Below are 22,601 nucleotides of genomic sequence, written 5' to 3'. Positions count from 1 at the left end.
CCATTACGGACGAACGTCGACTTACTTGCCGTAGATGTCGAAGTTGAAGTACTTGTCCTGGATCGCCTTGTATTTACCGTTTTCACGGATCGCAGCGATGGCGGCGTTGATCTTGTCCAGATCGGCCTTGTCGCCCTTGCGAACGGCAATGCCCACGCCATCGCCGAAGTAGTTGACGTCGGTGAACGCCGGGCCGACGAACGCGTAGCCTTTGCCCGATTCAGTGTTCAGGAAGCCGTCTTGCAGCAGGGTCGCGTCGGCCACGGTGCCATCGAGACGACCGGCGCCGATGTCCAGATAGATTTCGTTCTGCGAGCTGTACGGCTTGATTTCAGCGCCCAGCGGGGCGAGGACTTCCTTGGCGAAACGCTCGTGGATCGAGCCACGCTGCACGCCGATGTTCTTGCCCTTGAGTTCGGTCAGGCCGTCACTGACGACAGTGCCTTGCTTCATGACCAGACGGGCCGGGGTGTTGTAGTACTTGTTGGTGAAGTCGACGGACTTCTTGCGGTCTTCGGTGATGGACATTGAGGACAGGATGGCGTCGATCTTGCGCACCTTCAGCGCCGGGATCAGGCCGTCGAACTCTTGCTCGACCCATACGCATTTGACTTTCATCTCTTCGCACAGCGCGTTGCCGATGTCGTAGTCGAAGCCGACGATGCTGCCGTCCGGCGCTTTCGAGGCGAATGGAGGGTACGCCGCTTCGATGCCGATCTTCAGAGGCTTTTCATCGGCGAACACAGGCTGTGCCAATACGGACAGCGCCAGCGCACCCAGCAGCATGAGCTTTTTCATTCGTGGAACTCCATCGGTATAACGCGACAAGTGGCAGTGAGCGAAGCGCTCAATGTGCAGAAGGAATAACTGAAACTGCGACGCGAGGTGCCGTCGGGTCTCAGGGCTCGACAGGCCTTCGGCGAGTGGTCGGCATTTTAGCGGCAGGCTGGAAGTCGATATTTCTTCAATGCGACAACTAGTTACAGAAGCACCGAGAAAGCCGATCAGCCTGATTGACAGCCCAGAAAGTTTGTGTCTGAGCCAGTAGCGGCAAACCTATCAACGAAGCAAATAACGCGCCCATTATTGGCATAGCCTTCTAATCCGGCAAGTCCAGCGTGTCGGACGGTGGTTGCGCAGCGATGAATTGCACGGATTCCGGGGTGATATGCCTCATTTCGGGGCGTGAGGTTACACGTGCTGACTGGGCGGTAACAAATCGATATATATCTCAGTTGTCACGATTCAGCTGACGCGCACGCCCCCTGTGGGAGCGAATTCATTCGCGAAAAGATCGTCTGGGCGATAGGGATGTGGCGAATGCACCCGCCTCTCGCGAATGAATTCGCTCCCACAGGTCATCCTCCTCGCCCCACAGCTTCGTAAAGGGCCGAAAAATGCAACGCAAAAAAACGCCCCGCCCGGTTTTCACCGGACGGGGCGCTTCACAACCGCAAGCGTCAGGCGACGTTCATGGTCTTGTGGGTCTCGACCAGATGCGCCACCACACCCGGATCAGCCAGCGTGGAGATATCACCCAGCGCGTCGTACTCCCCCGTGGCGATCTTGCGCAAGATGCGGCGCATGATCTTGCCGGAGCGGGTCTTCGGCAGGCCCGGCGCCCACTGAATGACGTCAGGCGAGGCAATCGGGCCAATCTCTTTCCGTACCCAGTTGCGCAGTTCGATGCGCAAGGCTTCGTCTGGCACTTCGCCGCCGTTCAAGGTCACGTAGACGTAGATGCCTTGCCCTTTCAGGTCATGCGGCACGCCGACGACTGCGGCTTCCGCGACTTTCGGGTGGGCGACCATCGCGCTTTCGATCTCGGCGGTGCCCATGCGGTGGCCGGACACGTTGAGCACGTCATCGACGCGACCCGTGATCCAGTAGTAGCCGTCTTCATCGCGACGGGCGCCGTCACCGGTGAAGTACATCCCACGGAACGTCTTGAAGTAGGTGTCGACGAAACGGTCGTGATCTCCATACAGGCTGCGGGACTGGCCTGGCCACGAGTCGAGGATCACCAGATTGCCTTCGGCCGCGCCTTCGATCAGGTTGCCGAGGTTATCGACCAGCGCCGGGATCACGCCGAAGAACGGCTTGGTCGCCGACCCCGGCTTGAGCGCGGTGGCGCCCGGCAACGGGCTGATCAGCACGCCGCCGGTTTCGGTCTGCCACCACGTATCGACGATTGGGCAGTTCTGTTTGCCGACGGTGTTGTAGTACCAGTTCCAGGCTTCCGGGTTGATCGGCTCGCCCACCGACCCCAACAGCCGCAGGCTCGAACCGTCCGCGCCTTCAACAGCTTTGGTGCCTTCGGCCATCATGGCGCGAATGGCGGTCGGTGCGGTGTAAAGGATGTTGACCTTGTGTTTGTCGATGATCTGCGACATGCGAGTGATGTCCGGGTAATTCGGCACCCCTTCGAACAGCAGCGTGGTCGCGCCATTGGCCAGCGGACCGTAGACGATGTAGCTGTGGCCGGTGACCCAGCCCACGTCGGCGGTGCACCAGTAGACTTCGCCTGGCTTGTAGTCGAACACGCGCTCGTGAGTCAGCGCCGCGTAGAGCAAGTAGCCCGCAGTGGTGTGCAGCACGCCTTTCGGTTTGCCCGTGGAGCCTGAGGTGTAAAGAATGAACAGCGACTCTTCGGCGCCCATTTCTTTCGGCGCGCAGGTGGTCGAAGCCACTTCCAGCAGCGTGTGGTACCAGATGTCGCGGTGGCGGTTCCACTCGATGTCGCCACCGGTGCGCTTGCACACGATGACTTTCTGCACGCTGCTGGTTTCAGGGTTGGTCAGGGCACGGTCAACGTTGGCCTTGAGCGCGGTGCGCTTGCCGCCACGCAAACCTTCGTCGGCGGTGATCACGACTTTCGATTTGCAGTCAATGATGCGACCGGCCAGGGCTTCCGGCGAGAAGCCACCGAACACCACGGAATGGATCGCGCCGATGCGAGCGCACGCCAGCATGGCAACCACGGCTTCCGGGATCATCGGCATGTAAATGGTCACGACGTCGCCACGATGCACGTCCTGGCCGCGCAAGGCGTTGGCGAACTTGCAGACTTCTTCATGCAGTTCGCGGTAGGTGATATTGCGGCTTTCGGAAGGGTCGTCGCCTTCCCAGATGATCGCGACCTGATCGCCACGCTCGGCCAGATGACGGTCCAGGCAGTTGTAGGAAACGTTCAGGGTGCCATCGGCAAACCATTTGATGTCGACGCGGTGATCGTCGAACGAGGTCTGTTTGACGGTGGTGAAGGGCTTGATCCAATCCAGGCGCTTGGCCTGCTCACGCCAGAAGCCATCCGGGTTGACCACCGACTGCTGGTACATGGCCTTGTAGGTCGCCTCGTCAGTCAGCGTATTGGCTGCCACTTCAGGGCGGACGGGGTACAGGGAAGCCGCACTCATCTTTCTTACCTCGGTGGAAATGTTGTTTTTGTATGAAACCGTTGTATCCGCCGAGGGCCGCAAACGCCATTCGACGATGGTCTTACCGGCCTTCAGCATAACGCCGAAACGCGCTCAAGGGCCCGGTTTGTGGCAAATCTTCATCTAAGTCCTACGACCAAAGAACGAGAGGCTTAGTGCGTTGCGGCGCGTAAATCGCGATTGTTACCAGAATCCTCAACAGTCTTTATCAAAAGGGTTTCTATATAACCCGAGCGCAGGCGCCTAGAATTCATTTCGCCAACACGGCAAACGATTGACAACTAACAGCCCCCCACACCGGTCTGTCAATCTGCAACTAAACCTGTAAACAACTGGCTTCACACAAAATCCCACAAGGGTTTTGCGCACCCTGCCGAACGGCATTCCTGTCTGGCAGCGTTGACGAAGCAACTTAGAGGAAATACCTAAATGAAAGCTGCACTGGTTGTAATGGCTCTTTGTGGTTTCAGCGCCATGGCAATGGCAGAAGAATCAGGTGCGAAAGTGGCCGCGCAACAGCAACGGGTCGAGCACTACAGCTACTCCACCAAACTGGACATCGCCAAGGTCATTTCCGTGGATGAAGTGCCGAACGTCTGCAGCGTCGTGCCACAGCACATGACCTACGAGGACTCCAAGGGTAAGCGCCATGTCATGGAATACATGGTCATGGGCAACGGGTGCAGTAACGGTTGATCAATCACTGATTGAAAACGGTAGCAGCACGACTTGCTGGCCGTGGCGATTACCAGGCGCCACCGCCGGCAAGCCGTGCTGCTACCGATCATCGTTACTTCTGCCCTACTTCATACTGTTTTAACTTATTGGCGATCGTCGTATGTGAAACACCCAATCGTTTCCCCAATAAACGGCTGCTCGGGTGTGCTGCATAAAGTTGCTCCAATACCGCCTTTTCAAAACGCCCGACAATCTCTTCCAACCCGCCCTCTAACGAAAAGTCTCCCAACGGTTGGCGTACGCCATAGTCCGGCAAACGAATATGTTCCGCCTTCACCACTCCGCCCTCGCACAGTGAAACCGCCTGAAACAATACGTTCTCCAATTGCCGTACATTGCCAGGCCAGTGGTAGTGATTCAGTCGCTCGATCGCGGCGGGTGCAATGCGCGGCAGCGGGCAGCCGATCTGCCGGCTGGCCTGATCGAGAAAATGCTGCACCAGCGGTTGCAGGCCGTCGAGGCATTCGCGCAGCGGCGGGATGTGCAGCGACAGCACGTTGAGCCGGTGGTAGAGATCCTGCCGAAACTCGCCGCGTGCGCACAGTTCGGACAGGTCCACCTGCGTGGCGCAGATCACGCGTACGTCCAGAAACACCTCTTCATCACTTCCAACACGGCGAAAGCAGCCTTCTTGCAGGTAGCGCAACAGTTTCGCCTGCAACCGGGCACTCATTTCCGCCACGCCATCGAGAAATAACGTACCGCCTGCGGTCAGTTCGAGCAGCCCGAGCTTGCCCTCGGCCCGTGCGCCTTCAAACGCGCCCGGCCCGTATCCGAACAGCTCGGTCTCGGCCATGGACTCGGACAATCCCGCGCAGTTGAGCGCCATCATCGGCGACTGACCGCGAGGGCTCGCCAGATGACAGGCCCGCGCCAGCAGCTCCTTGCCGGTGCCGGTTTCACCTTCTATCAATAACGGGGCATCGAGGGGGGCCATCCGCCGGGCCTCTCGCACGACAGCGGCCATCACCTTCGAGCTTTGGAAGATGCTGTCGAAGCCCCGCAACTCCTGCTTGCGCACGTTATAGATGTGCTCGCCCACGCGATCCGCCCGGTGCAGCGTCAAGACCGCGCCCGCCATGGCTTCACTGTCTTCGTGCTCGGATTGCAGGGGCGCAATGTCGGCCAGAAAAATATCGCCCTTCACCTTGACCCTCAGGCCATTGATCCGTGACCGGTTGGCACGGACCAGTTGCGGCAGGTCGAAATCTTCGGCGTAACGGGACAGCGGAATGCCGGGGACTTCATCGACGCGCACCCCGAGCAACTGCGCCGCCGCCCGGTTGGCCGCAACAATGGAGCCGCCCATGTCGATTGATAGCACCGGAAACTCCAGCGCGCCCAGCAACGCATTCAACTCCATGTGCCGACGCTCGCTGGGCATCAATCCCACACGCTTGACGCCGAATACCCCCGGAATTGTTTCGAACTTGGGCACCAGCGCCTGGAATTGCAGGTTGATCAGGTTCGGGCAGCGCAGGTAGATCGCATCGCCGTGCTCGCCGCCCACTTCGCCGCCCGAGACGTTGACGCCGTACGAGACCAGCAATTCGAGGATGTCGCGCAGGATTCCGACGCGGTTCTGGCAGTGCACTTTGATACGCATGGCAGGTCGACTCTTGTCATCAGGCTGACTTTTTTGTGATGCGCGAAGTTTACCGTCAAGAATACGTTACAGCGCAAGCGGCCAAGCGCCCTGGAAAGCGCAGATTTCGGGCTTTTCACACTCATCTGTCAGGTTTTCTTTACGACGCCGCGCGTCCACTGACCTCCACTTCCTGTGCAACGCTGCGGCACACGGCTTGAAACCGGGTATCTATAGCCTTACGCGGGCCATCGACCTGCAACCGAACGCTCCATATAAGAACAAGCCATTCAGGAGAGCAGCATGAGCACGCAGTACGTCGCCCGTGAACCGAACGCCAGCGGCTTCATCGAATATCCCGACGCTGAACATCGGGTGTGGAACACCTTGATCACTCGCCAATTGAAGGTGATCGAAGGCCGCGCCTGCCAGGAATACCTCGACGGTATCGAACAGCTCAACCTGCCCCATGATCGAATCCCGCAACTGGCCGAGATCAACACCGTGCTGGCCGCCACCACGGGCTGGCAAGTCGCGCGGGTTCCGGCGCTCATCCCCTTTCAGACCTTTTTCGAACTGCTGGCCAGCAAGCGATTTCCCGTGGCCACGTTCATTCGCACCGAAGAAGAACTGGATTACCTGCAAGAGCCTGACATCTTTCACGAAGTCTTCGGACACTGCCCGCTCCTGACCAACCCCTGGTTTGCAGAATTTACCCACACCTACGGCAAGCTCGGTCTGGCAGCCAGCAAGGAGCAACGCGTGTATCTTGCCCGCCTTTACTGGATGACCATCGAATTCGGGTTGGTAGACACTGCACAGGGGCGCAAGATTTATGGGGGTGGCATTCTCTCGTCGCCCAAGGAAACGGTGTACAGCCTGTCCTCGACGCCGGAACATCAGGCCTTCGACCCGATAGAAGCCATGCGCACGCCGTACCGCATCGACATCCTGCAACCGCTGTATTTCGTGTTGCCGGACTTGAAGCGCCTGTTCGACCTGGCCCACGAAGACATCATGGGCATGGTCCAGACGGCGACTTCCATGGGCCTGCATGCGCCGCGCTTTACGCCCAAACCGCAGACGCCCAAAGCACAACCTTCGAAAACAACAGCCGCCTGAAAAAGGACCCTTAGTATGACTGCTCTTAGCCAAGCCCACTGTGAAGCCTGCCGCGCCGACGCCCCGCAGGTCAGTGAAGCCGAATTGCCAGAATTGCTGCGTCAGATTCCGGACTGGAACATCGAAGTCCGTGATGGCGCGATGCAATTGGAAAAGGTCTACCTCTTCAAGAATTTCAAATTTGCGCTGGCGTTTACCAACGCGGTCGGCGAAATTGCCGAGGCCGAAGGTCACCACCCCGGTCTGCTGACCGAATGGGGCAAAGTGACCGTGACCTGGTGGAGCCATTCCATCAAAGGGCTGCACCGCAACGACTTCATCATGGCCGCCCGCACCGACGAGGTGGCCACAGGCGCCGAGGGCCGTAAGTAAATGCATTTTTCACAGATTCAGCGCGTACCCGATGATCCGATCCTGGGCCTGATCCAGGCTTATGCCAAAGACCCGAACCCGAATAAGTTCGACCTGGGCGTGGGCGTGTACAAGGACGCGCAAGGCCTGACCACCATTCCCCGTGCGGTCAAATTGGCCGAGCAGCGTCTGGTGGACTCGCAGCCGACCAAGACGTACATCGGCGGTCACGGCGAGCCACGCTTCGGCACGCTGATCTGTGAACTGGTGATGGGGGCCGATTCGCCCCTGATTCAGCAGAAACGCGTCGGCGCGACCCAAACGCCGGGCGGAACAGGCGCACTGCGTCTGTCCGCTGACTTCATCGCCAATTGCCTGCCAGGCAAGGGCATCTGGCTCAGCGATCCGACCTGGCCGATTCACGAAACCATCTATGCCGCCGCGGGCTTGAAGGTCAATCACTACCCGTACGTAGGCAGCGACAACCGCCTCAACGTGCCGGCCATGCTGGAAACCCTGAACACCGTGCCGGAAGGCGATGTCGTGCTGCTGCACGCATGCTGCCACAACCCGACCGGTTTCGACCTCAGCCGCGATGATTGGCATGAGGTGCTGAAAATCGTCAAACGCCGCAACCTGCTGCCGCTGATCGACTTCGCCTACCAGGGTTTCGGTGACGGCCTGGAAGAAGACGCCTGGGCGGTTCGTCTGTTCGCCGCTGAATTGCCCGAATTGCTGATCACCAGTTCCTGCTCGAAGAACTTCGGCCTGTATCGTGAGCGTACCGGCGCGCTGCTGGTGTGCGCGGACAACAGCGAAAAACTGGCCGACGTGCGCAGCCAACTCTCCGCGACCGCTCGCAACCTGTGGTCCAACCCGCCCGATCACGGCGCGGCGGTGGTGGCTGAAATCCTCGGCGACCCGGAACTCAAGGCACTTTGGGCCGATGAAGTCGAAGCCATGCGCAGCCGCATTGCGCAACTGCGTCAGGGGCTGGTTGAAGCGCTGACACCGCTGGGCCTCGGTGAACGCTTCGCCCACATCGGTGTGCAACGCGGCATGTTCTCCTACACCGGGATGAGCGACGATCAGGTCGCAAGGCTGCGCAAGGAGCACAGCGTGTACATGGTTGCGGCAGGCCGGGCCAACGTGGCGGGGATCGATGCGACACGGCTGGACGCGCTCGCTGCAGCGTTCGCTGCGGTGTGCAAAGACTGATCCTGCGCGACGCCGCTGCCTGGAGGGCGTGGGAGCTGGCTTGCCTGCGATCTACTGCGAAGCAGTAGTAAATTCTGTGCATGCGGTGTGTCTGACACCATCAAAGCGCCCAGGTTTGCTACCGCTACGGTCAGACGCGACCCCGGGCAGAAGCAGATCAGTCTACGGAATCCTGTAACGGGGGTAATACGCCACTACATGACCAACGGGCATCAATTAAAAGTCTGTTTGTCATTTGTTGTGGGGTATCCTCCGTTTGCGTTTTTTGGACGCGCTGTTCAAACCAGCCGCAACAAACTTGTGAGGAGCGATCTATGCACGAAATCCCAAACTTCCCCTTCCCAAGCCAAACCCAGCAAAGCGCAGCAGCCCGTCAGGAACTCGGTCAGCCGATCGAGATGAAAGCCGGTGCGAAAGAGAGTGATAGCAAGAAAGCCCAAGGCCAACGCTAAGGGTTGAATGTTCAGCCCCTATGCAAGAGCGTCTTCCAGGCGTACTTCCATAAGGGCTGAATGCTCCGAGACCAGAACCCATGACTGAATTCAAAGACCCCCAGGCTCAGGCATTGATCGGCGCCGCCGAGAAGATGATCGAAATCTGGGCACGCCTCACCCCGGAAAAACAGCAAGCGTTGCTGGCGCGCTTCGGCACCCAGGAAAACGCCCTCGCTGCCTTGATCACGACTCAGCTTGTGACACCCGCCGACAAATAATCCCAAGCATCGGCACTGCAAAATTCGCGCTTGATTCAGCGCAGCGTCAACCTTCGACTGCCCTGAACGGGAAACCCTCGTTATCATGTGGCATCGCTTGGCTTTCAAGCGTCTACGCTTCATCCAGTTTCTGCCCCCGCTGCACTTCCCCAGTCGTAACCGTGGATCTAGCCCCATGCCAGACGCTTCAAGCGCCGAAACACAACGTCCTATCAAAGTCACCTTGCAGGTCGTTTCCATCGTTTTGTTCACCTTTATCGGTTACCTGAACATCGGTATTCCGCTGGCCGTGCTGCCGGGCTACGTGCACACGGATTTGGGCTTTGGCGCGGTGACGGCCGGTCTGGTGATCAGTGTCCAGTACCTCGCGACCTTGCTCAGCCGTCCCTACGCCGGGCGCATCATTGATAACAAAGGCCCCAAGAAAGCCGTGATCATCGGCCTGTTCGGCTGCGGCCTGAGCGGCGTGTTCATGTTGCTGGCGGGTTGGCTCGATGCGTGGCCAATGGTGAGCCTGATCAGCCTGTTCGTGGGCCGACTGGTGCTGGGCAGCGCCGAGAGTCTGGTGGGTTCGGGCTCCATCGGCTGGGGCATCGGCCGTGTGGGCGCGGCGAACACTGCCAAGGTGATCTCCTGGAACGGCATTGCCAGCTACGGCGCGCTGGCCATCGGCGCGCCGCTGGGCGTGTTAATGGTCAGCGCATTGGGGCTGTGGAGCATGGGCGTCAGCATCATATTGCTGGCCGCGCTGGGCATTGCGCTGGCCTGGAAGAAGACACCGGCGCCCATCGTGCACGGCGAGCGGATGCCATTCCTGCACGTGCTGGGTCGGGTGTTGCCCCACGGCACCGGCCTGGCGCTGGGCTCGATCGGCTTCGGCACCATCGCGACCTTCATTACCCTGTATTACGCCAGCCACACCTGGCCGAACGCGGTGTTGTGCCTGAGCCTGTTCGGCGCCTGTTTTATCGGAGCGCGGCTGCTGTTTGGCAACATGATCAACCGCATCGGCGGGTTTCGCGTGGCGATTGCCTGCCTGTCGGTTGAGGCGCTGGGCTTGTTGCTGCTGTGGCTGGCACCTAACCCGAACCTGGCGTTGGCCGGTGCCGCGCTGACGGGGTTTGGTTTCTCGCTGGTGTTCCCGGCTCTAGGGGTTGAGGCCGTGAACCTGGTGCCCGCTTCCAGCCGAGGCGCGGCCGTTGGGGCTTATTCCCTGTTCATCGACCTGTCGCTGGGCATCACCGGGCCGGTCGCCGGTGCCGTAGCCTCGGGCTTTGGCTTCGCGTCGATCTTTCTGTTCGCGGCGCTGGCGTCGCTGGGCGGATTGGGGTTGAGCGTGTACCTGTACAAGCAGGCGAAGGTGATGCGGAACAAGGCCACCGACCTGTAGCCGGCTTGCTGGCGAAGGCGTAGGAACAGCCCTGAAACCCTCTCGCGTATGAGTGTCAGGAATCCCCGAGATCACCCAATCTGCTGGCGCTTCGCACCAGATCGCGAGCAAGCTTGCTCCTACGGCCTTCGGCCAGAATCAACAGCAGACCGCGTTCAGATCACGAGCAAACGGCTAAAAATCCACCTTCCCTCGCCCCGCCTTGATCGACCCGCGTTTGGATTTGGATTCCAGGCGACGGGTTTTCGACCCCAGCGTGGGTTTGGTCGGGCGCCGCTTCTTCTCGACCTTTCCTGCGCTGACGATCAGCTCGCTCAACCGTTCCAGGGCGTCGGCACGGTTCTGTTCCTGCGTCCGGTATTGCTGAGCCTTGATGATGACGACGCCGTCGGCGGTGATTCGACTGTCACGCAGGGCCAGCAGCCGCTCTTTGTAGAACGGCGGCAATGAAGATGCGTTGATGTCGAACCGCAGGTGCACCGCGCTGGACACCTTGTTGACGTTCTGCCCGCCCGCGCCCTGTGCGCGAATGGCCGTCAATTCGACCTCGTTGTCGGGCAGGTGAACGTTGTTCGAGATGATCAGCATGGGATGCCTGGCTAGAGATTCATGTTGCGACTGTAGGAGCGAATTCATCCGCGAAAGGATCGTACAGCCGATGCATCTATCTCGTCTGTGCCTAAGTCTCGCGAATGAATTCGCTTCCACAGGGTTCAGCGGCGTACTGAAATCAGTGCACCGCCGTCAGCTACTTAATGATTGACGTCCTTTGAGCCATCGATTCGGCTTCGGCGTGGCGTTTGTTCTTGATGAGGTAGAACACCCACATCGCCACCAGCCATACCGGAATTGCGTACACCGAGACCTGAATCCCCGGAATCATCAGCATGATCCCAAGGATCAGCACCACGAACGCCAGGCACACATAGTTACCGTACGGGTACCACAGCGCCTTGAACAGCGGTTGCAGACCCTTGCGCGCCATGTGCTGACGGAACTTGAGGTGCGAGTAACTGATCATCGCCCAGTTGATCACCAGCGTCGCGACCACCAGCGACATCAGCAACTCCAGCGCATTCTGCGGGATCAGGTAGTTGAGCAGCACGGCAATCACCGTCACCGCCGCCGACACCAGAATTGCCCGTACCGGCACGCCCCGGCCGTCGACCTTGGCCAACGAACGCGGCGCATCGCCCTGCTCGGCCATGCCGAACAGCATCCGTGCGTTGCAGTAGGTGCCGCTGTTGTACACCGATAGTGCGGCGGTCAGCACCACGAAGTTGAGAATGTGCGCCGCCGTGTTGCTGCCCAGCATCGAGAACACGTGCACGAACGGGCTGCCGCTGTAGGCATCGCCAGACGCGTTGAGGTCTGTCAGCAAGGCGTCCCATGGGGTCAGCGACAACAGCACGACCAGCGAACCAATGTAGAAAATCAGGATGCGGTAGATCACCTGATTGATCGCTTTCGGGATGATGACCTTCGGCTGATCGGCCTCAGCGGCGGTGAAGCCAAGCATCTCCAGGCCGCCGAACGAAAACATGATGAACGCCAGCGCCATCACCAGACCGCTGACGCCATTGGGGAAAAAGCCGCCGTGTTCCCAGAGGTTGCTCACCGATGCATGGGGGCCGCCGCTGCCGCTCACCAGCATGTAGCTGCCCAGGGCGATCATGCCCAGAATGGCCACGACTTTGATGATCGCGAACCAGAATTCGGCCTCGCCGAACACTTTGACGTTGGCCAGGTTGATGACGTTGATCATCACGAAGAACACGGCCGCCGAGGCCCAGGACGGGATTTCCGGCCACCAGTACTGCACGTATTTGCCGACCGCGGTCAGCTCGGACATGCCGACCAGGATGTACAGCACCCAGCAGTTCCAGCCGGACAAAAAGCCTGCGAAACCGCCCCAATACTTGTGTGCAAAATGGCTGAAGGACCCGGCGACCGGCTCTTCGACGATCATTTCGCCCAGTTGGCGCATGATCATGAAGGCGATGAAGCCGCACAGGGCATAGCCCAGAATCATCGACGGACCCGCCGACTTGAGCACCCCGGCCGATCCCAGGAACAGGCCTGTGCCGATGGCACCGCCCAAGGCAATCAGCTGGATATGGCGGTTTTTGAGACCACGCTTCAAATCTCCCGAATGGGACATGTTTTCACTCATTGGATAGTCACCTTGTTGTTCTTGTCTGTGACGGAATCGAACCCGACGCGCTCATGACGCGGCGGAATGAAACGGAGTGGGTAAACCCCGAGTTGGGTGGCGTCCATACGCCGATGAATCACAGAAAAAACGCGCGGTATTGTACACCCTCAACCGCGCAGGTGGCCGTCAAAAAGCTGTGCGCCCGATCAGGTATGGGGTTGAAACGCCTGGCCTCTGTGGGAGCGAATTCATTCGCGAAACGGCAGTACAGCCGATGCATGTCTATTGACCGAACGATCTTTCGCGAATGAATTCGCTCCCACAGGTAAACCGCGCGCGCCGGGATAACTCGGTTGAGCAGGGAACGACAAACGGGCCGCAAAAAAAAACGCCAGTCACAGGGACTGGCGTTTTTTCACATCAAGCCCCGATCACTCAGGCTTGCGGCGACCGAAGCCCGGACGCTGACCTGCGCCGGCCGGGGCGCCGCGACGCTTGCCCGATGGGGTCTTGTCGTCGTCGACCAGTTTGATGCCGGGACGCGAGGTCTTTGGCTTGGCCGGGCGCTTGTTCATCTCACTCGGACGCTCGGCCACTGGCGTGCCACGGCTACTGTCGCCACGGCTGTCACTGCGACCGCCTGCGGCCGGGCGAGGCGTGCGGGCCGGACGACCGCTTTCGGCAGGCTTGCGCGCTGGACGCTCGCCGTCAGCCACACGTGGCTCGCGAGGTGCACGCTCAACCGGTGCAGCATCCTTGGCCGGACGCAACTGACGCACGCGCTCGCCTTTGCCCAATGGACGCGAAGACTGGCGCTGCAAACGCTCCAGCTTGTCCTTGGTCTTGGCGGTCATTTGCGGCATGGCGACCGGTTTCAGGCCGACTTCGGCGCTGAGAATGTCGACTTCCTGCTGACTCATTTCGCGCCAGCGGCCCATCGGCAGGTCGGAGTTCAGGAACACCGGACCGAAACGCACGCGCTTCAGGCGGCTGACCACCAGGCCCTGGGATTCCCACAGGCGACGCACTTCACGGTTGCGGCCTTCCATCACCACGCAGTGATACCAGTGGTTGAAGCCTTCACCGCCCGGCGCTTGCTGGATGTCGGTGAAGCGGGCCGGGCCGTCTTCGAGGATCACGCCGTTCTTCAGACGCAGCAGCATGTCGTCATCGACTTCGCCACGGACGCGCACGGCGTACTCGCGGTCCATTTCAAAGGACGGGTGCATCAGGCGGTTGGCGAGCTCACCGTCGGTGGTGAACATCAGCAGACCGGTGGTGTTGATGTCGAGACGACCGATGTTGATCCAGCGGCCTTCTTTCGGGCGCGGCAGGCGGTCGAACACGGTCGGACGGCCTTCCGGGTCGTCACGGGTGCAGATTTCGCCGTCGGGCTTGTTGTACATGATGACGCGGCGGACCGTTTCGGCAGCTTCTTCGCGTTTGATCACGCGGCCGTCGACGGTAATGGCGTCGTGCAGATCGACGCGCTGACCGAGGCTGGCCTGTACGCCGTTGACCTTGATGCGGCCTTCGCCGATCCAGGCTTCGACGTCACGGCGCGAGCCCACGCCAATGCGCGCCAGCACCTTTTGCAGCTTTTCGCCTGCTGGGCCGATCTCTTTGTCCTGCTTGTCTTGTTCACTCATCTGGGCACCTCCCGGTGTGTCGAATCAGAGCGTGCGCGAGTGGGCACGGCCTGTTGCCCTGCTCCTGAACAGAAGCGCGGGGCGGAAACTGGAAACGCTTTGGCGAGTATGGATCGCCAAAAGGTCGCGAATCATACGCTCATGGCGCGCGTTGCGCATCAGAGAGTAGATGAAATCCGTCGGCTCATTTCTTTTTCCGCCGACCGGAGGATTTGAGCGTTTTCAGGCGCGAGGCCGATTCGGCAAGGACCGAGCGTTTCTCGTCCTTGTCCATCTTCTTCCACGACTTGATCTCACGCTTGCTGCGCCCGCAGCCGATGCAGATGTCGTCGTCGAATTTGCAAATGCTGACGCAGGGGTCTTTGGTGCTCATGGCGTAGTCGGAATCTCTGATAGGCGCCGCGGGAAGAACCTGTGGGAGCGAATTCATTCGCGAATGGGCAGTACAGCCGACATCTATCCATCGACCGAACGATCTTCGCGAATGAATTCGCTCCCACAGGATCGCGTTTCAAAGACGACATCGCAGGGGTATCGATCTCAAGCGCTTCAGCGAGGATCTTCATCATCCTGATCCTGCGGCTCGTCTTCCCATTCAGACCCTTTATCCGGCTCATCGACCCATAAATCGTCGAAGTCGATTTTCAGGCCGGTTTCCATGGTGTCCAGTTCGGCCAGCAGGCTGCGGAAACTGGTTTCGTCTCTCGGTGCTTCCGGTTCCGCGTCAGGGTCCGGTTCCAGGCTGGCGTCGGCCAACGCCTGTAAGTGCGCCGGGACCGGGGCGTCGTCGAAGTCGAGGATCGGCTCGGCTTCCATTTCCCGCAGGTCGGCCAGGGGCGGCAGCTCATCAAGGTTCTTCAAGTTGAAGTGATCCAGAAACGCCTTGGTCGTGGCGAACATCGCCGGTTTACCCGGCACGTCGCGATACCCGACGATCCTGATCCACTCGCGTTCCAGCAAGGTTTTGACAATGTTGCTGTTGACCGCCACGCCCCGCACGTCTTCGATTTCACCCCGGGTGATCGGCTGGCGGTAGGCAATCAGCGCGAGGGTTTCGAGCAAGGCGCGGGAATAACGCTGCGGGCGCTCTTCCCACAAACGGCCCACCCACGGCGCGAATTTTTCGCGAATCTGCAGGCGATAGCCCGAGGCGACTTCCTTCAGTTCGAAGGCCCGGTTGTCGCAGGATTTGTTCAACAGCGTCAGCGCCTTCTTGAACACCGCAGGCTCCGGACGCTCGCTCTCTTCGAACAGCTCGTACAGCCGCTCCAGGGATTGCGGCTTACCGGAGGCCAGCAGAAACGCCTCAAGCAATGGCGCAAGGTCGCGGGGTTCGTTCAGGTTCATCGATCAGCTCTTGCTCTTTATTCGGCTCGCGCCCGCACATGAATGACAGCGAACGGTTCGTTCTGCACCAGCTCGACCAGTTGCTCCTTGACCAGCTCCAGCACCGCCATAAACGTCACGACCACGCCGAGACGCCCCTCCTCCGCCGTGAACAGTTCGGCAAACGGCACGAATCCGGCGCCTTTCAGACGTTCCAGTACATCGCTCATGCGCTCTCGGGTGGACAGGGCTTCGCGGCTGACCTGGTGGCTTTCGAACATGTCGCCCCGCCGCAGCACTTCGGCCATGGACACCAGCAATTCTTCCAGCGCCACGTCCGGCAACAGTTTGCGGGCGCGGGCTTCAGGGGCGTCGAGCTTGGGCACCACCACATCGCGACCGACCCGGCTCAGCGTGTCGATGCCTTCGGCGGCGGCCTTGAAGCGTTCGTACTCCTGCAAGCGTCGGATCAGCTCGGCGCGAGGGTCGTCTTCTTCCTCTTCGGCGGTTTCCGAGCGCGGCAGCAGCATGCGCGATTTGATTTCGGCCAGCATCGCCGCCATTACCAGGTATTCGGCGGCCAATTCGAGGCGCACGGTTTTCATCAGCTCGACGTAACCCATGTACTGCCGGGTGATTTCGGCCACGGGAATGTCGAGGATGTTGATGTTCTGTTTACGGATCAGGTAGAGCAGCAGGTCCAGCGGGCCTTCGAAGGCTTCGAGAAAGACTTCCAGCGCATCAGGGGGAATGTAGAGGTCGAGCGGCATCTGCGTGACCGCTTGCCCATAGACCATCGCAAACGGCAGCTCCTGCTGGGCGTCGGCCTGCGGGTCCAACGTCTGGGCGTCGGTCACTCGACTTCGACCTCGAACGGCGTCGGATCGCCACAGCCCACGCGCACGACCTGCGGCTCGTCCTCGGACAGGTTGATGACCGTGGACGCCGAAATGCCGCCCTCGCCGCCGTCGATAATCAGATCGACGTGGTGTTCGAGGACCTGGCGCATCTCGTAGGGATCGCTCATTGGCAGGTCTTCACCCGGCATGATCAGGCTGACGCTCATCAACGGCTCGTTGAGCTCCTGCAACAGCGCCTGCGCAATGGGGTGCTGCGGCACGCGCAGGCCGATGGTGCGGCGCTTGGGGTGCAGCAACAGGCGCGGCACTTCGCGGGTCGCGCCGAGGATGAACGTGTACGGGCCGGGGGTGTGGGCTTTCAACAGCCGGAACGCAGCGGTGTCCACCTTGGCGAACAGCCCCAGTTGCGACAGGTCGCAGCACATCAGGGTGAAATTGTGCTTGTCGTCCAGATTACGCAGACGTCGAATGCGGTCCAGCGCGCCTTTGTCGCCCATCTGGCAACCCAGCGCGTAGGACGAATCGGTCGGATACACCACCAGCCCGCCGGCCCGAATGATTTCCACGGCCTGTTTGATCAGGCGCGGTTGCGGGTTTTCCGGGTGGACCTGGAAAAATTGACTCACGGTATCTTCCTGTTCAGACGGCAGTAGGCTGGTCATATTTGAATCGTCCCCATAGTGGCGGCAGATCCTCCGGCAACGGGCGGTAGACGCCTATCTCGGACCAGGCGCCAGGCGCATGAAAATCACTGCCGGCGCTGACCAGCAGACCGAATTCACGGGCCAGAATGGCCAGGCTGCCCACCTGTTCGGCGGGTTGCAGGCCGTTGACCACTTCTATCGCATGACCGCCCGCCTGGATGAAATCGGCGACCAGTTTGCGACGCTTGCTGCGGGTAAAGTCGTAATGCCACGGGTGCGCCAGACTGACCCACGCGCCCGCTGCGCGCAACGTCGTGACGGTGTCTTCGAGGGTGGGCCAGTGCTGTTTGACGTCGCCCAGCTTGCCAGCGCCCAGCCATTTGCGGAACGCTTCGGCGCGATCCTTCACGAAACCTTCATTGACCAGAAAGTCGGCAAAATGCGGACGGGCCGGTGCATTGCCGCTGTCACCCAGTGCTTGCTGCACCGCACGGGCGCCTTCCAGCGCGCCGGGCATACCTTTCATCGCCAATTTGCGACTGATTTCTTCAGCGCGCAACCAGCGGCCAGTGTGCAATTGCTCAATAGCGTCGAGCAAAGGCCGGGCATCGACATTAAAGCCGTACCCGAGAATATGGATGGTGGCACCGCCCCAGGTGCAGGACAGCTCGATGCCGTTGATCAACTGCATATCGAGTGCACGCGCCGCCGTGCGGGCTTCTTCGAGGCCTTCGATGGTGTCGTGATCGGTCAGCGCGAGCACCCGGACGCCGTTCTCATGGGCACGGGCGACGAGTGCCGCAGGCGCTAGGGCGCCGTCGGAAGCGGTACTGTGGCAGTGCAGGTCGACATTCATAGGGGCACTTTCGCAGTCATTGATGTTTGTTATTATGCCGCCACATCCAGCTTCTGGCTCTTACTGTGAAACAATTCATCGATTTCATCCCGCTTATCCTGTTTTTCATCGTCTACAAAATCAGTCCCCAAGCCGTCGACATCCTGGGCCACAGCATCATGGTCGGCGGGATTTTCAGCGCCACCGCCGTGCTGATCGCCAGCTCCATCGTCGTCTACGGCATCCTCTACATCCAGCAAGGCAAGCTTGAGAAGAGCCAATGGTTGACCCTCGCCGGGTGCCTGGTGTTCGGCAGCCTGACCCTCGCCTTCCACAGCGAAACCTTCCTTAAATGGAAGGCCCCGGTGGTCAACTGGATCTTTGCGCTGGTCTTCGCGGGCAGCCACTTCATCGGTGACCGTTTGCTGATCCAGCGGATCATGGGACACGCGCTGACCTTGCCTCAGTCAGTCTGGACCAAACTGAACATCGCGTGGATCGTGTTCTTTCTGTTCTGCGGTGCAGCGAACTTGTACGTCGCGTTCACATACCAGGATTTCTGGGTCGACTTCAAAGTCTTCGGCAGCCTGGGCATGACCCTGCTGTTCCTGATCGGCCAGGGCATCTACCTGGCCCGTCATCTTCACGATGCAGACCCATCGACCCAACCCTCCACAAAAAAGACAGAGGACTGACATGCTCTACGCCATCGTCGCAACGGACGTCGCCAACTCGCTGGAAAAACGCCTCGAAGCGCGCCCTGCGCATCTGGAGCGCCTGACCGCGCTGAAAAACGAAGGCCGCATCGTGCTGGCAGGGCCGCTGCCTGCGGTCGACAGCAACGATCCCGGCGCTGCGGGTTTCACCGGTAGCCTGATCGTCGCCGAATTCGCCTCCCTCAGTGCCGCCCAAGCCTGGGCCGATGCCGATCCGTACATCAAGGCGGGTGTTTACGACCACGTCGTGGTCAAGCCGTTCAAGCAAGTCCTGCCTTAACCTCGCTTTACGACCGGGCCGCTCTCGGATGCCCGGTCGCGTTCATACACCCTTCGGCCAGAATCAAATGCCCGAGCCAGCCGACCATTCGGCAGATGCACATACCTCGCCACCCGCCTTCCACCTTCACTCCTATTGCTCATTATTCGCATCCCGATGCCGATAGCCTGCCAAACGCCCAATAAAACCGGCGCAGTCATCAGGTGCCGCCCGAACAATCAGGAGTTCAGATGCGTCCACGTCAATGGTGTGTACTGGCGGTCGCGCTGACCGTTTCAGCGATCAGCGTCGAAATTCGCGCCGACGATACGAGCGATACCGTCACCCATGCATTGCCTTTGCCCAGCACAGCGAGTCAGCTGACCGACCTGCGTCAGCGTCTGGCCGACAGCGAAAAACAACGGGAAGCGTTGACCCTTCAATTGCAGAATGCCGACACTGAACGTGAAAGTATTCTGGTCGGACGTCTGCGTCAGGAGAACCAAAGGCTTAAACTGCAGCTCAAAGAAGCGCAGTCGGTCATGCCTGCGCGCGTACTGACCGAGCAACAACAATGGTTCGTCACAGGGGGCGGCGTTGCAATGATCGCCCTGCTGTGCGGTATCTTTGCCAGCGGCTGGCGTAGACAGCGTCGGCAATGGCTAAATTGAGTGAGTCATGAGCGAGCTGTTACTTATTGATGATGACCAGGAGCTGTGTGAGCTCCTGAGCAGTTGGTTGAGCCAGGAAGGCTTCGTGGTGCACGCGTGCCACGATGGCCAGAGCGCCCGCAAGGCGCTCGCCGAATCTTCCCCTGCCGCCGTGGTGCTGGACGTGATGCTGCCCGATGGCAGCGGTCTGGAGTTGCTTAAGCAATTGCGCACCGATCACCCCGACCTTCCTGTGCTGATGCTCTCGGCCCGCGGCGAGCCGCTGGACCGCATCCTCGGTCTGGAACTCGGTGCCGACGATTACCTGGCCAAGCCCTGCGATCCCCGTGAGCTCACCGCCCGCCTGCGCGCCGTGTTGCGCCGCAGTCACCCGACGGCGGTGTCTAGCCAGATCGAGCTGGGCGACCTGTGCTTCAGCCCGGCCCGGGGCGTGGTCACCATCGACGACCAGGAATTCACCCTGACCGTGTCCGAAGCGCGCCTGCTCGAAGCGCTGCTCGGCCAACCGGGCGAGCCGCTGGAGAAACAGGAACTCGCGCAACTGGCCCTGGGCCGCAAGTTGACCCTCTACGACCGCAGCCTGGACATGCACGTCAGCAACCTGCGCAAAAAGATCGGGCCCCATGCCGACGGCAGACCGCGAATCGTGGCGTTGCGCAGCCGCGGTTATTACTACGCTCCCTGACGGGAGAGCTGCGAGTTTTAGGCTGCAAGCTGCAAGCAAGAGCCGTGCGCGGACAGCTTGAGGCTTGCAGCTCGCAACTTGAAGCTGGCGGCGCCCACCCAATCATGACTTTACGTCAACAGCTCGGCGCGCCGCCTTTACCGAAGCTTTACGCACGCCTGACCTCGCTTGACCTTGATCTCCCTAAACTGGCCACAACCGGCACAGAGCCGGATTCGAGACAAGGAGATACACCATGCGTAAGACTCTGATGGCTTTGATGTTCGCCGCTGCCCTGCCTGCCGTTGCGATGGCTGCTGCGCCTACCGACGGCGGTCACATGGGTGGCCCTGGCGGTCCAGGCTTTGACGGTCCTGGCATGCACCACCACAAAGGCCCGTTCGACAAACTGAACCTGACCCCGGAACAGCGTCAGCAAGTCGGCAAACTGATGGGCGATCAATGGCACAGCCGTTCCGACATCACCCACAAGTACCTGGCCAAGCTGTCGCCCGCCGACCAGAAAGCGATGAAGGATGAGATCGCGGCCAAACAGGCAAAAACCCAGGCCGACGTTCGCGCCCTGCTGACCCCGGACCAGCAAAAGACGTTTGACCAAATGCAGAAAGATCGCGAACAACGTCGCGCTGATCGCGCCGAGTTCGAAGCCTGGAAAGCGCAAAAGGCGCAGAAGACGCAGTAACCCGCACCGCGGCGCTGCTTTACACTCCCCAACCCGACACGCTCTCCCCGGCGTGTCGGGCTGTTTTCATTGCGGGATCGGACCGAGGGCTACACGTGCGTTCATTATTCTGGCGAATCCTGGCGAGCTTCTGGCTCGCGATCGCGTTGGTGGCGGGTCTGTCGATCCTGCTGGGGCACATGCTCAATCAGGACGCCTGGATTCTCAGCCGCCACCCCGGCCTGCACAACCTGCCGGAGAAATGGACGACGCTGTACGAAGACCAGGGCGAAGGCCCGGCGCAGGACTTTCTGCAAAACCTCAAGCGCAAGTACCACATCGACGTTCAGGTGCTGAACGACAGTGGCGAAGCGGTAATCCCCGGCACCTTCCCTCCCCGCGCAGCGGCCTTCGAAGCCCGTCAGAAGGACGATCCACGGCAATTGCCATGGCGCCGCCTGACCGCTGAATACACCAGCCCGAAAACCAGCGAAACCTACCTGCTGATCTACCGTATCCCGCATCCCGAACTGGACGCGTGGCATCGAGGCAGCCTGATCTGGCCGCTCAGTGCGCTGGGTATCGCGTTGGTGGTGCTGACCCTGTTCAGCCTGTTCGTCACCCTGTCGATCACCCGCCCCTTGAGCCGTTTGCGCGGTGCCGTGCATGACTTGGGACAGACGACGTACCAACAGAACAGCCTCGCGCAACTGGCCAACCGTCGCGATGAATTCGGCGTACTGGCCCACGATTTCAACCGCATGGGCGCACGCCTGCAAAGCCTGATCAGCAGCCAGCGTCAGTTGCTGCGTGACGTTTCCCACGAACTGCGCTCCCCGCTCGCACGCCTTCGCATCGCCTTGGCCCTGGCCGAGCGCGCCGGACCGGATGAACGGGAAAAGCTATGGCCACGATTGACCCGCGAATGCGATCGGCTGGAAGAATTGATCAGCGAGATTCTGGCGCTGGCACGACTGGACGCTGACATGGGTAACGCTGCGCCGATCGATCTGCCGGGGCTGTTGCATCACCTGAAAGCCGAAACCGAGCTGGGCGGCACCGAGCAAGTGGTGACGGTGGAATCGCAACCGGGGGCGCAGTTGCAAGGCTGGCCCAACGTGCTGGAACGGGCGCTGGATAACCTTTTGCGCAACGCCCTGCGCTTCAACCCGGCGGGACAGCCCATCGAGCTGAGCGCACGGACCTCCGAAGAAGGGTTGCGTATCAGCGTGCGCGACCACGGGCCAGGGGTGAGTGCCGAGCACCTGTCGCAGTTGGGCGAGCCCTTCTACCGGGCGCCGAACCAGACTGCGCCGGGCTATGGCCTGGGCCTGGCCATCGCCAAACGCGCTGCGGAAAAGCATGGCGGGGTTCTGGTGTTCGAGAATCACCCGCAGGGCGGGTTTGTGGCGAGCATTGTGGTGCCAAAAGAGCTGGCAGTCTGACCTCTGTCTCTGTAGCAAGGCTTGCCGGCTGTCGCGATTTCAAGAACTGCCCTTCCCCCCTGAACTGCCCCCCCAAGGGTTGGATTGGTCTCCAACTTTTTTGGGGGGCAGTTCACCCTGTGGGAGCGAATTCATTCGCGAT

24 protein-coding genes are annotated in these 22,601 nt (G+C 60.3%); 13 read left to right on the top strand and 11 right to left on the bottom strand.

The window, feature by feature from the left end; translation table 11 throughout:
- Positions 1 to 21: 21 nt before the first annotated feature.
- Complete coding sequence (locus tag ACWKWE_RS17500; RefSeq protein WP_341959418.1) at positions 22 to 798, bottom strand: ABC transporter substrate-binding protein; 777 nt, start codon at positions 796 to 798, stop codon at positions 22 to 24.
- A 662-nt stretch (positions 799 to 1,460) separates the two neighbouring features.
- A complete protein-coding gene (gene acs / locus ACWKWE_RS17495) occupies positions 1,461 to 3,416 on the bottom strand; it encodes an acetate--CoA ligase (protein ID WP_166593306.1) in 1,956 nt (651 codons plus the stop codon).
- 450 nt (positions 3,417 to 3,866) lie between these two features.
- On the opposite strand from acs, the gene ACWKWE_RS17490 reads away from it, so the two are divergent.
- Positions 3,867 to 4,133, top strand: coding sequence for a DUF2790 domain-containing protein (locus ACWKWE_RS17490; protein ID WP_483851218.1), 267 nt, complete (start codon positions 3,867 to 3,869; stop codon positions 4,131 to 4,133).
- Between the two features lie 94 nt (positions 4,134 to 4,227).
- Here ACWKWE_RS17490 and ACWKWE_RS17485 read toward each other — a convergent pair whose 3' ends face one another.
- A complete protein-coding gene (locus ACWKWE_RS17485) occupies positions 4,228 to 5,781 on the bottom strand; it encodes a sigma-54-dependent transcriptional regulator (protein ID WP_166593308.1) in 1,554 nt (517 codons plus the stop codon).
- Positions 5,782 to 6,063: 282 nt separating this feature from the next.
- On the opposite strand from ACWKWE_RS17485, the gene phhA reads away from it, so the two are divergent.
- From phhA to ACWKWE_RS17455, 6 genes are all read left to right on the top strand, one after another.
- Complete coding sequence (gene phhA / locus ACWKWE_RS17480) at positions 6,064 to 6,882, top strand: phenylalanine 4-monooxygenase (RefSeq protein ID WP_483851217.1); 819 nt, start codon at positions 6,064 to 6,066, stop codon at positions 6,880 to 6,882.
- A gap of 15 nt (positions 6,883 to 6,897) precedes the next feature.
- Complete coding sequence (locus tag ACWKWE_RS17475; protein WP_483851216.1) at positions 6,898 to 7,254, top strand: 4a-hydroxytetrahydrobiopterin dehydratase; 357 nt, start codon at positions 6,898 to 6,900, stop codon at positions 7,252 to 7,254.
- On the top strand, positions 7,255 to 8,451 hold the full coding sequence (locus tag ACWKWE_RS17470; protein ID WP_483851215.1) for an amino acid aminotransferase: 1,197 nt from the start codon (positions 7,255 to 7,257) through the stop codon (positions 8,449 to 8,451).
- Between the two features lie 314 nt (positions 8,452 to 8,765).
- Positions 8,766 to 8,903 (top strand): hypothetical protein, encoded by a 138-nt coding sequence (locus ACWKWE_RS17465; RefSeq protein WP_166593312.1) that lies wholly within the window; start codon positions 8,766 to 8,768, stop codon positions 8,901 to 8,903.
- 80 nt (positions 8,904 to 8,983) lie between these two features.
- Positions 8,984 to 9,163 (top strand): hypothetical protein, encoded by a 180-nt coding sequence (locus tag ACWKWE_RS17460; protein WP_166593313.1) that lies wholly within the window; start codon positions 8,984 to 8,986, stop codon positions 9,161 to 9,163.
- A 175-nt stretch (positions 9,164 to 9,338) separates the two neighbouring features.
- Positions 9,339 to 10,553, top strand: coding sequence for an MFS transporter (locus tag ACWKWE_RS17455; RefSeq protein WP_166593314.1), 1,215 nt, complete (start codon positions 9,339 to 9,341; stop codon positions 10,551 to 10,553).
- A gap of 174 nt (positions 10,554 to 10,727) precedes the next feature.
- Here the strand turns inward: ACWKWE_RS17455 and arfB are convergent, their stop codons facing one another.
- The 8 genes from arfB to ACWKWE_RS17415 form a co-directional block, all read right to left on the bottom strand.
- Entirely contained in the window at positions 10,728 to 11,141 is a 414-nt protein-coding gene (gene arfB, locus ACWKWE_RS17450; protein ID WP_483851214.1) for an alternative ribosome rescue aminoacyl-tRNA hydrolase ArfB, read from the bottom strand.
- Positions 11,142 to 11,301: 160 nt separating this feature from the next.
- Positions 11,302 to 12,726 (bottom strand): amino acid permease, encoded by a 1,425-nt coding sequence (locus ACWKWE_RS17445; protein ID WP_483851213.1) that lies wholly within the window; start codon positions 12,724 to 12,726, stop codon positions 11,302 to 11,304.
- Positions 12,727 to 13,139: 413 nt separating this feature from the next.
- Entirely contained in the window at positions 13,140 to 14,357 is a 1,218-nt protein-coding gene (gene rluB / locus ACWKWE_RS17440; protein ID WP_483851212.1) for a 23S rRNA pseudouridine(2605) synthase RluB, read from the bottom strand.
- Positions 14,358 to 14,541: 184 nt separating this feature from the next.
- A complete protein-coding gene (locus ACWKWE_RS17435) occupies positions 14,542 to 14,730 on the bottom strand; it encodes a DUF1289 domain-containing protein (RefSeq protein ID WP_166593318.1) in 189 nt (62 codons plus the stop codon).
- 176 nt (positions 14,731 to 14,906) lie between these two features.
- On the bottom strand, positions 14,907 to 15,704 hold the full coding sequence (gene scpB, locus ACWKWE_RS17430) for an SMC-Scp complex subunit ScpB (RefSeq protein ID WP_483851211.1): 798 nt from the start codon (positions 15,702 to 15,704) through the stop codon (positions 14,907 to 14,909).
- Between the two features lie 17 nt (positions 15,705 to 15,721).
- Complete coding sequence (locus ACWKWE_RS17425; protein WP_487247652.1) at positions 15,722 to 16,480, bottom strand: segregation and condensation protein A; 759 nt, start codon at positions 16,478 to 16,480, stop codon at positions 15,722 to 15,724.
- Positions 16,481 to 16,536: 56 nt separating this feature from the next.
- Positions 16,537 to 17,169, bottom strand: coding sequence for an L-threonylcarbamoyladenylate synthase (locus ACWKWE_RS17420; protein ID WP_166593321.1), 633 nt, complete (start codon positions 17,167 to 17,169; stop codon positions 16,537 to 16,539).
- A gap of 13 nt (positions 17,170 to 17,182) precedes the next feature.
- The gene (locus ACWKWE_RS17415) at positions 17,183 to 18,043 is read right to left on the bottom strand and encodes a PHP domain-containing protein (RefSeq protein ID WP_483851210.1); all 861 of its coding nucleotides are present in this window, start codon (positions 18,041 to 18,043) and stop codon (positions 17,183 to 17,185) included.
- Positions 18,044 to 18,108: 65 nt separating this feature from the next.
- On the opposite strand from ACWKWE_RS17415, the gene ACWKWE_RS17410 reads away from it, so the two are divergent.
- The 6 genes from ACWKWE_RS17410 (at position 18,109) to ACWKWE_RS17385 (ending at position 22,459) form a co-directional block, all read left to right on the top strand.
- A complete protein-coding gene (locus tag ACWKWE_RS17410; RefSeq protein WP_166593323.1) occupies positions 18,109 to 18,717 on the top strand; it encodes a septation protein A in 609 nt (202 codons plus the stop codon).
- 1 nt (position 18,718) lies between these two features.
- Positions 18,719 to 19,018, top strand: coding sequence for a YciI family protein (locus ACWKWE_RS17405; protein WP_166593324.1), 300 nt, complete (start codon positions 18,719 to 18,721; stop codon positions 19,016 to 19,018).
- A gap of 230 nt (positions 19,019 to 19,248) precedes the next feature.
- Positions 19,249 to 19,668 carry an SH3 domain-containing protein gene (locus ACWKWE_RS17400; RefSeq protein WP_483851209.1) on the top strand — a complete coding sequence of 140 codons (420 nt, stop codon included), beginning with the start codon at positions 19,249 to 19,251 and terminating at the stop codon, positions 19,666 to 19,668.
- Between the two features lie 7 nt (positions 19,669 to 19,675).
- Positions 19,676 to 20,353, top strand: a complete 678-nt coding sequence (locus tag ACWKWE_RS17395) for a response regulator transcription factor (RefSeq protein ID WP_166593326.1) — start codon at positions 19,676 to 19,678, stop codon at positions 20,351 to 20,353.
- Between the two features lie 235 nt (positions 20,354 to 20,588).
- Complete coding sequence (locus ACWKWE_RS17390; RefSeq protein ID WP_166593327.1) at positions 20,589 to 21,035, top strand: LTXXQ domain protein; 447 nt, start codon at positions 20,589 to 20,591, stop codon at positions 21,033 to 21,035.
- A 95-nt stretch (positions 21,036 to 21,130) separates the two neighbouring features.
- Positions 21,131 to 22,459: a sensor histidine kinase gene (locus tag ACWKWE_RS17385; protein ID WP_483851208.1), complete on the top strand. Its 1,329-nt coding sequence runs from the start codon at positions 21,131 to 21,133 to the stop codon at positions 22,457 to 22,459.
- The last annotated feature ends 142 nt before the right edge of the window (positions 22,460 to 22,601 follow it).

Source organism: Pseudomonas salicis, assembly GCF_057128705.1.
The sequence above is the reverse complement of the archived record's forward strand: the minus strand, read 5'-3'. Positions and strand labels throughout refer to the sequence as shown.

Excerpts from the sequence above, each read along its gene's own strand:
- ACWKWE_RS17500 (WP_341959418.1), bottom strand. The coding sequence starts at position 798 with ATGAAAAAGCTCATGCTGCTGGGTGCGCTGGCGCTGTCCGTATTGGCA.
- acs (WP_166593306.1), bottom strand. The coding sequence starts at position 3,416 with ATGAGTGCGGCTTCCCTGTACCCCGTCCGCCCTGAAGTGGCAGCCAAT.
- ACWKWE_RS17490 (WP_483851218.1), top strand. The coding sequence starts at position 3,867 with ATGAAAGCTGCACTGGTTGTAATGGCTCTTTGTGGTTTCAGCGCCATG.
- ACWKWE_RS17485 (WP_166593308.1), bottom strand. The coding sequence starts at position 5,781 with ATGCGTATCAAAGTGCACTGCCAGAACCGCGTCGGAATCCTGCGCGAC.
- phhA (WP_483851217.1), top strand. The coding sequence starts at position 6,064 with ATGAGCACGCAGTACGTCGCCCGTGAACCGAACGCCAGCGGCTTCATC.
- ACWKWE_RS17475 (WP_483851216.1), top strand. The coding sequence starts at position 6,898 with ATGACTGCTCTTAGCCAAGCCCACTGTGAAGCCTGCCGCGCCGACGCC.
- ACWKWE_RS17470 (WP_483851215.1), top strand. The coding sequence starts at position 7,255 with ATGCATTTTTCACAGATTCAGCGCGTACCCGATGATCCGATCCTGGGC.
- ACWKWE_RS17465 (WP_166593312.1), top strand. The coding sequence starts at position 8,766 with ATGCACGAAATCCCAAACTTCCCCTTCCCAAGCCAAACCCAGCAAAGC.
- ACWKWE_RS17460 (WP_166593313.1), top strand. The coding sequence starts at position 8,984 with ATGACTGAATTCAAAGACCCCCAGGCTCAGGCATTGATCGGCGCCGCC.
- ACWKWE_RS17455 (WP_166593314.1), top strand. The coding sequence starts at position 9,339 with ATGCCAGACGCTTCAAGCGCCGAAACACAACGTCCTATCAAAGTCACC.
- arfB (WP_483851214.1), bottom strand. The coding sequence starts at position 11,141 with ATGCTGATCATCTCGAACAACGTTCACCTGCCCGACAACGAGGTCGAA.
- ACWKWE_RS17445 (WP_483851213.1), bottom strand. The coding sequence starts at position 12,726 with ATGAGTGAAAACATGTCCCATTCGGGAGATTTGAAGCGTGGTCTCAAA.
- rluB (WP_483851212.1), bottom strand. The coding sequence starts at position 14,357 with ATGAGTGAACAAGACAAGCAGGACAAAGAGATCGGCCCAGCAGGCGAA.
- ACWKWE_RS17435 (WP_166593318.1), bottom strand. The coding sequence starts at position 14,730 with ATGAGCACCAAAGACCCCTGCGTCAGCATTTGCAAATTCGACGACGAC.
- scpB (WP_483851211.1), bottom strand. The coding sequence starts at position 15,704 with ATGAACCTGAACGAACCCCGCGACCTTGCGCCATTGCTTGAGGCGTTT.
- ACWKWE_RS17425 (WP_487247652.1), bottom strand. The coding sequence starts at position 16,480 with ATGGTCTATGGGCAAGCGGTCACGCAGATGCCGCTCGACCTCTACATT.
- ACWKWE_RS17415 (WP_483851210.1), bottom strand. The coding sequence starts at position 18,043 with ATGAATGTCGACCTGCACTGCCACAGTACCGCTTCCGACGGCGCCCTA.
- ACWKWE_RS17405 (WP_166593324.1), top strand. The coding sequence starts at position 18,719 with ATGCTCTACGCCATCGTCGCAACGGACGTCGCCAACTCGCTGGAAAAA.
- ACWKWE_RS17400 (WP_483851209.1), top strand. The coding sequence starts at position 19,249 with ATGCGTCCACGTCAATGGTGTGTACTGGCGGTCGCGCTGACCGTTTCA.
- ACWKWE_RS17395 (WP_166593326.1), top strand. The coding sequence starts at position 19,676 with ATGAGCGAGCTGTTACTTATTGATGATGACCAGGAGCTGTGTGAGCTC.
- ACWKWE_RS17390 (WP_166593327.1), top strand. The coding sequence starts at position 20,589 with ATGCGTAAGACTCTGATGGCTTTGATGTTCGCCGCTGCCCTGCCTGCC.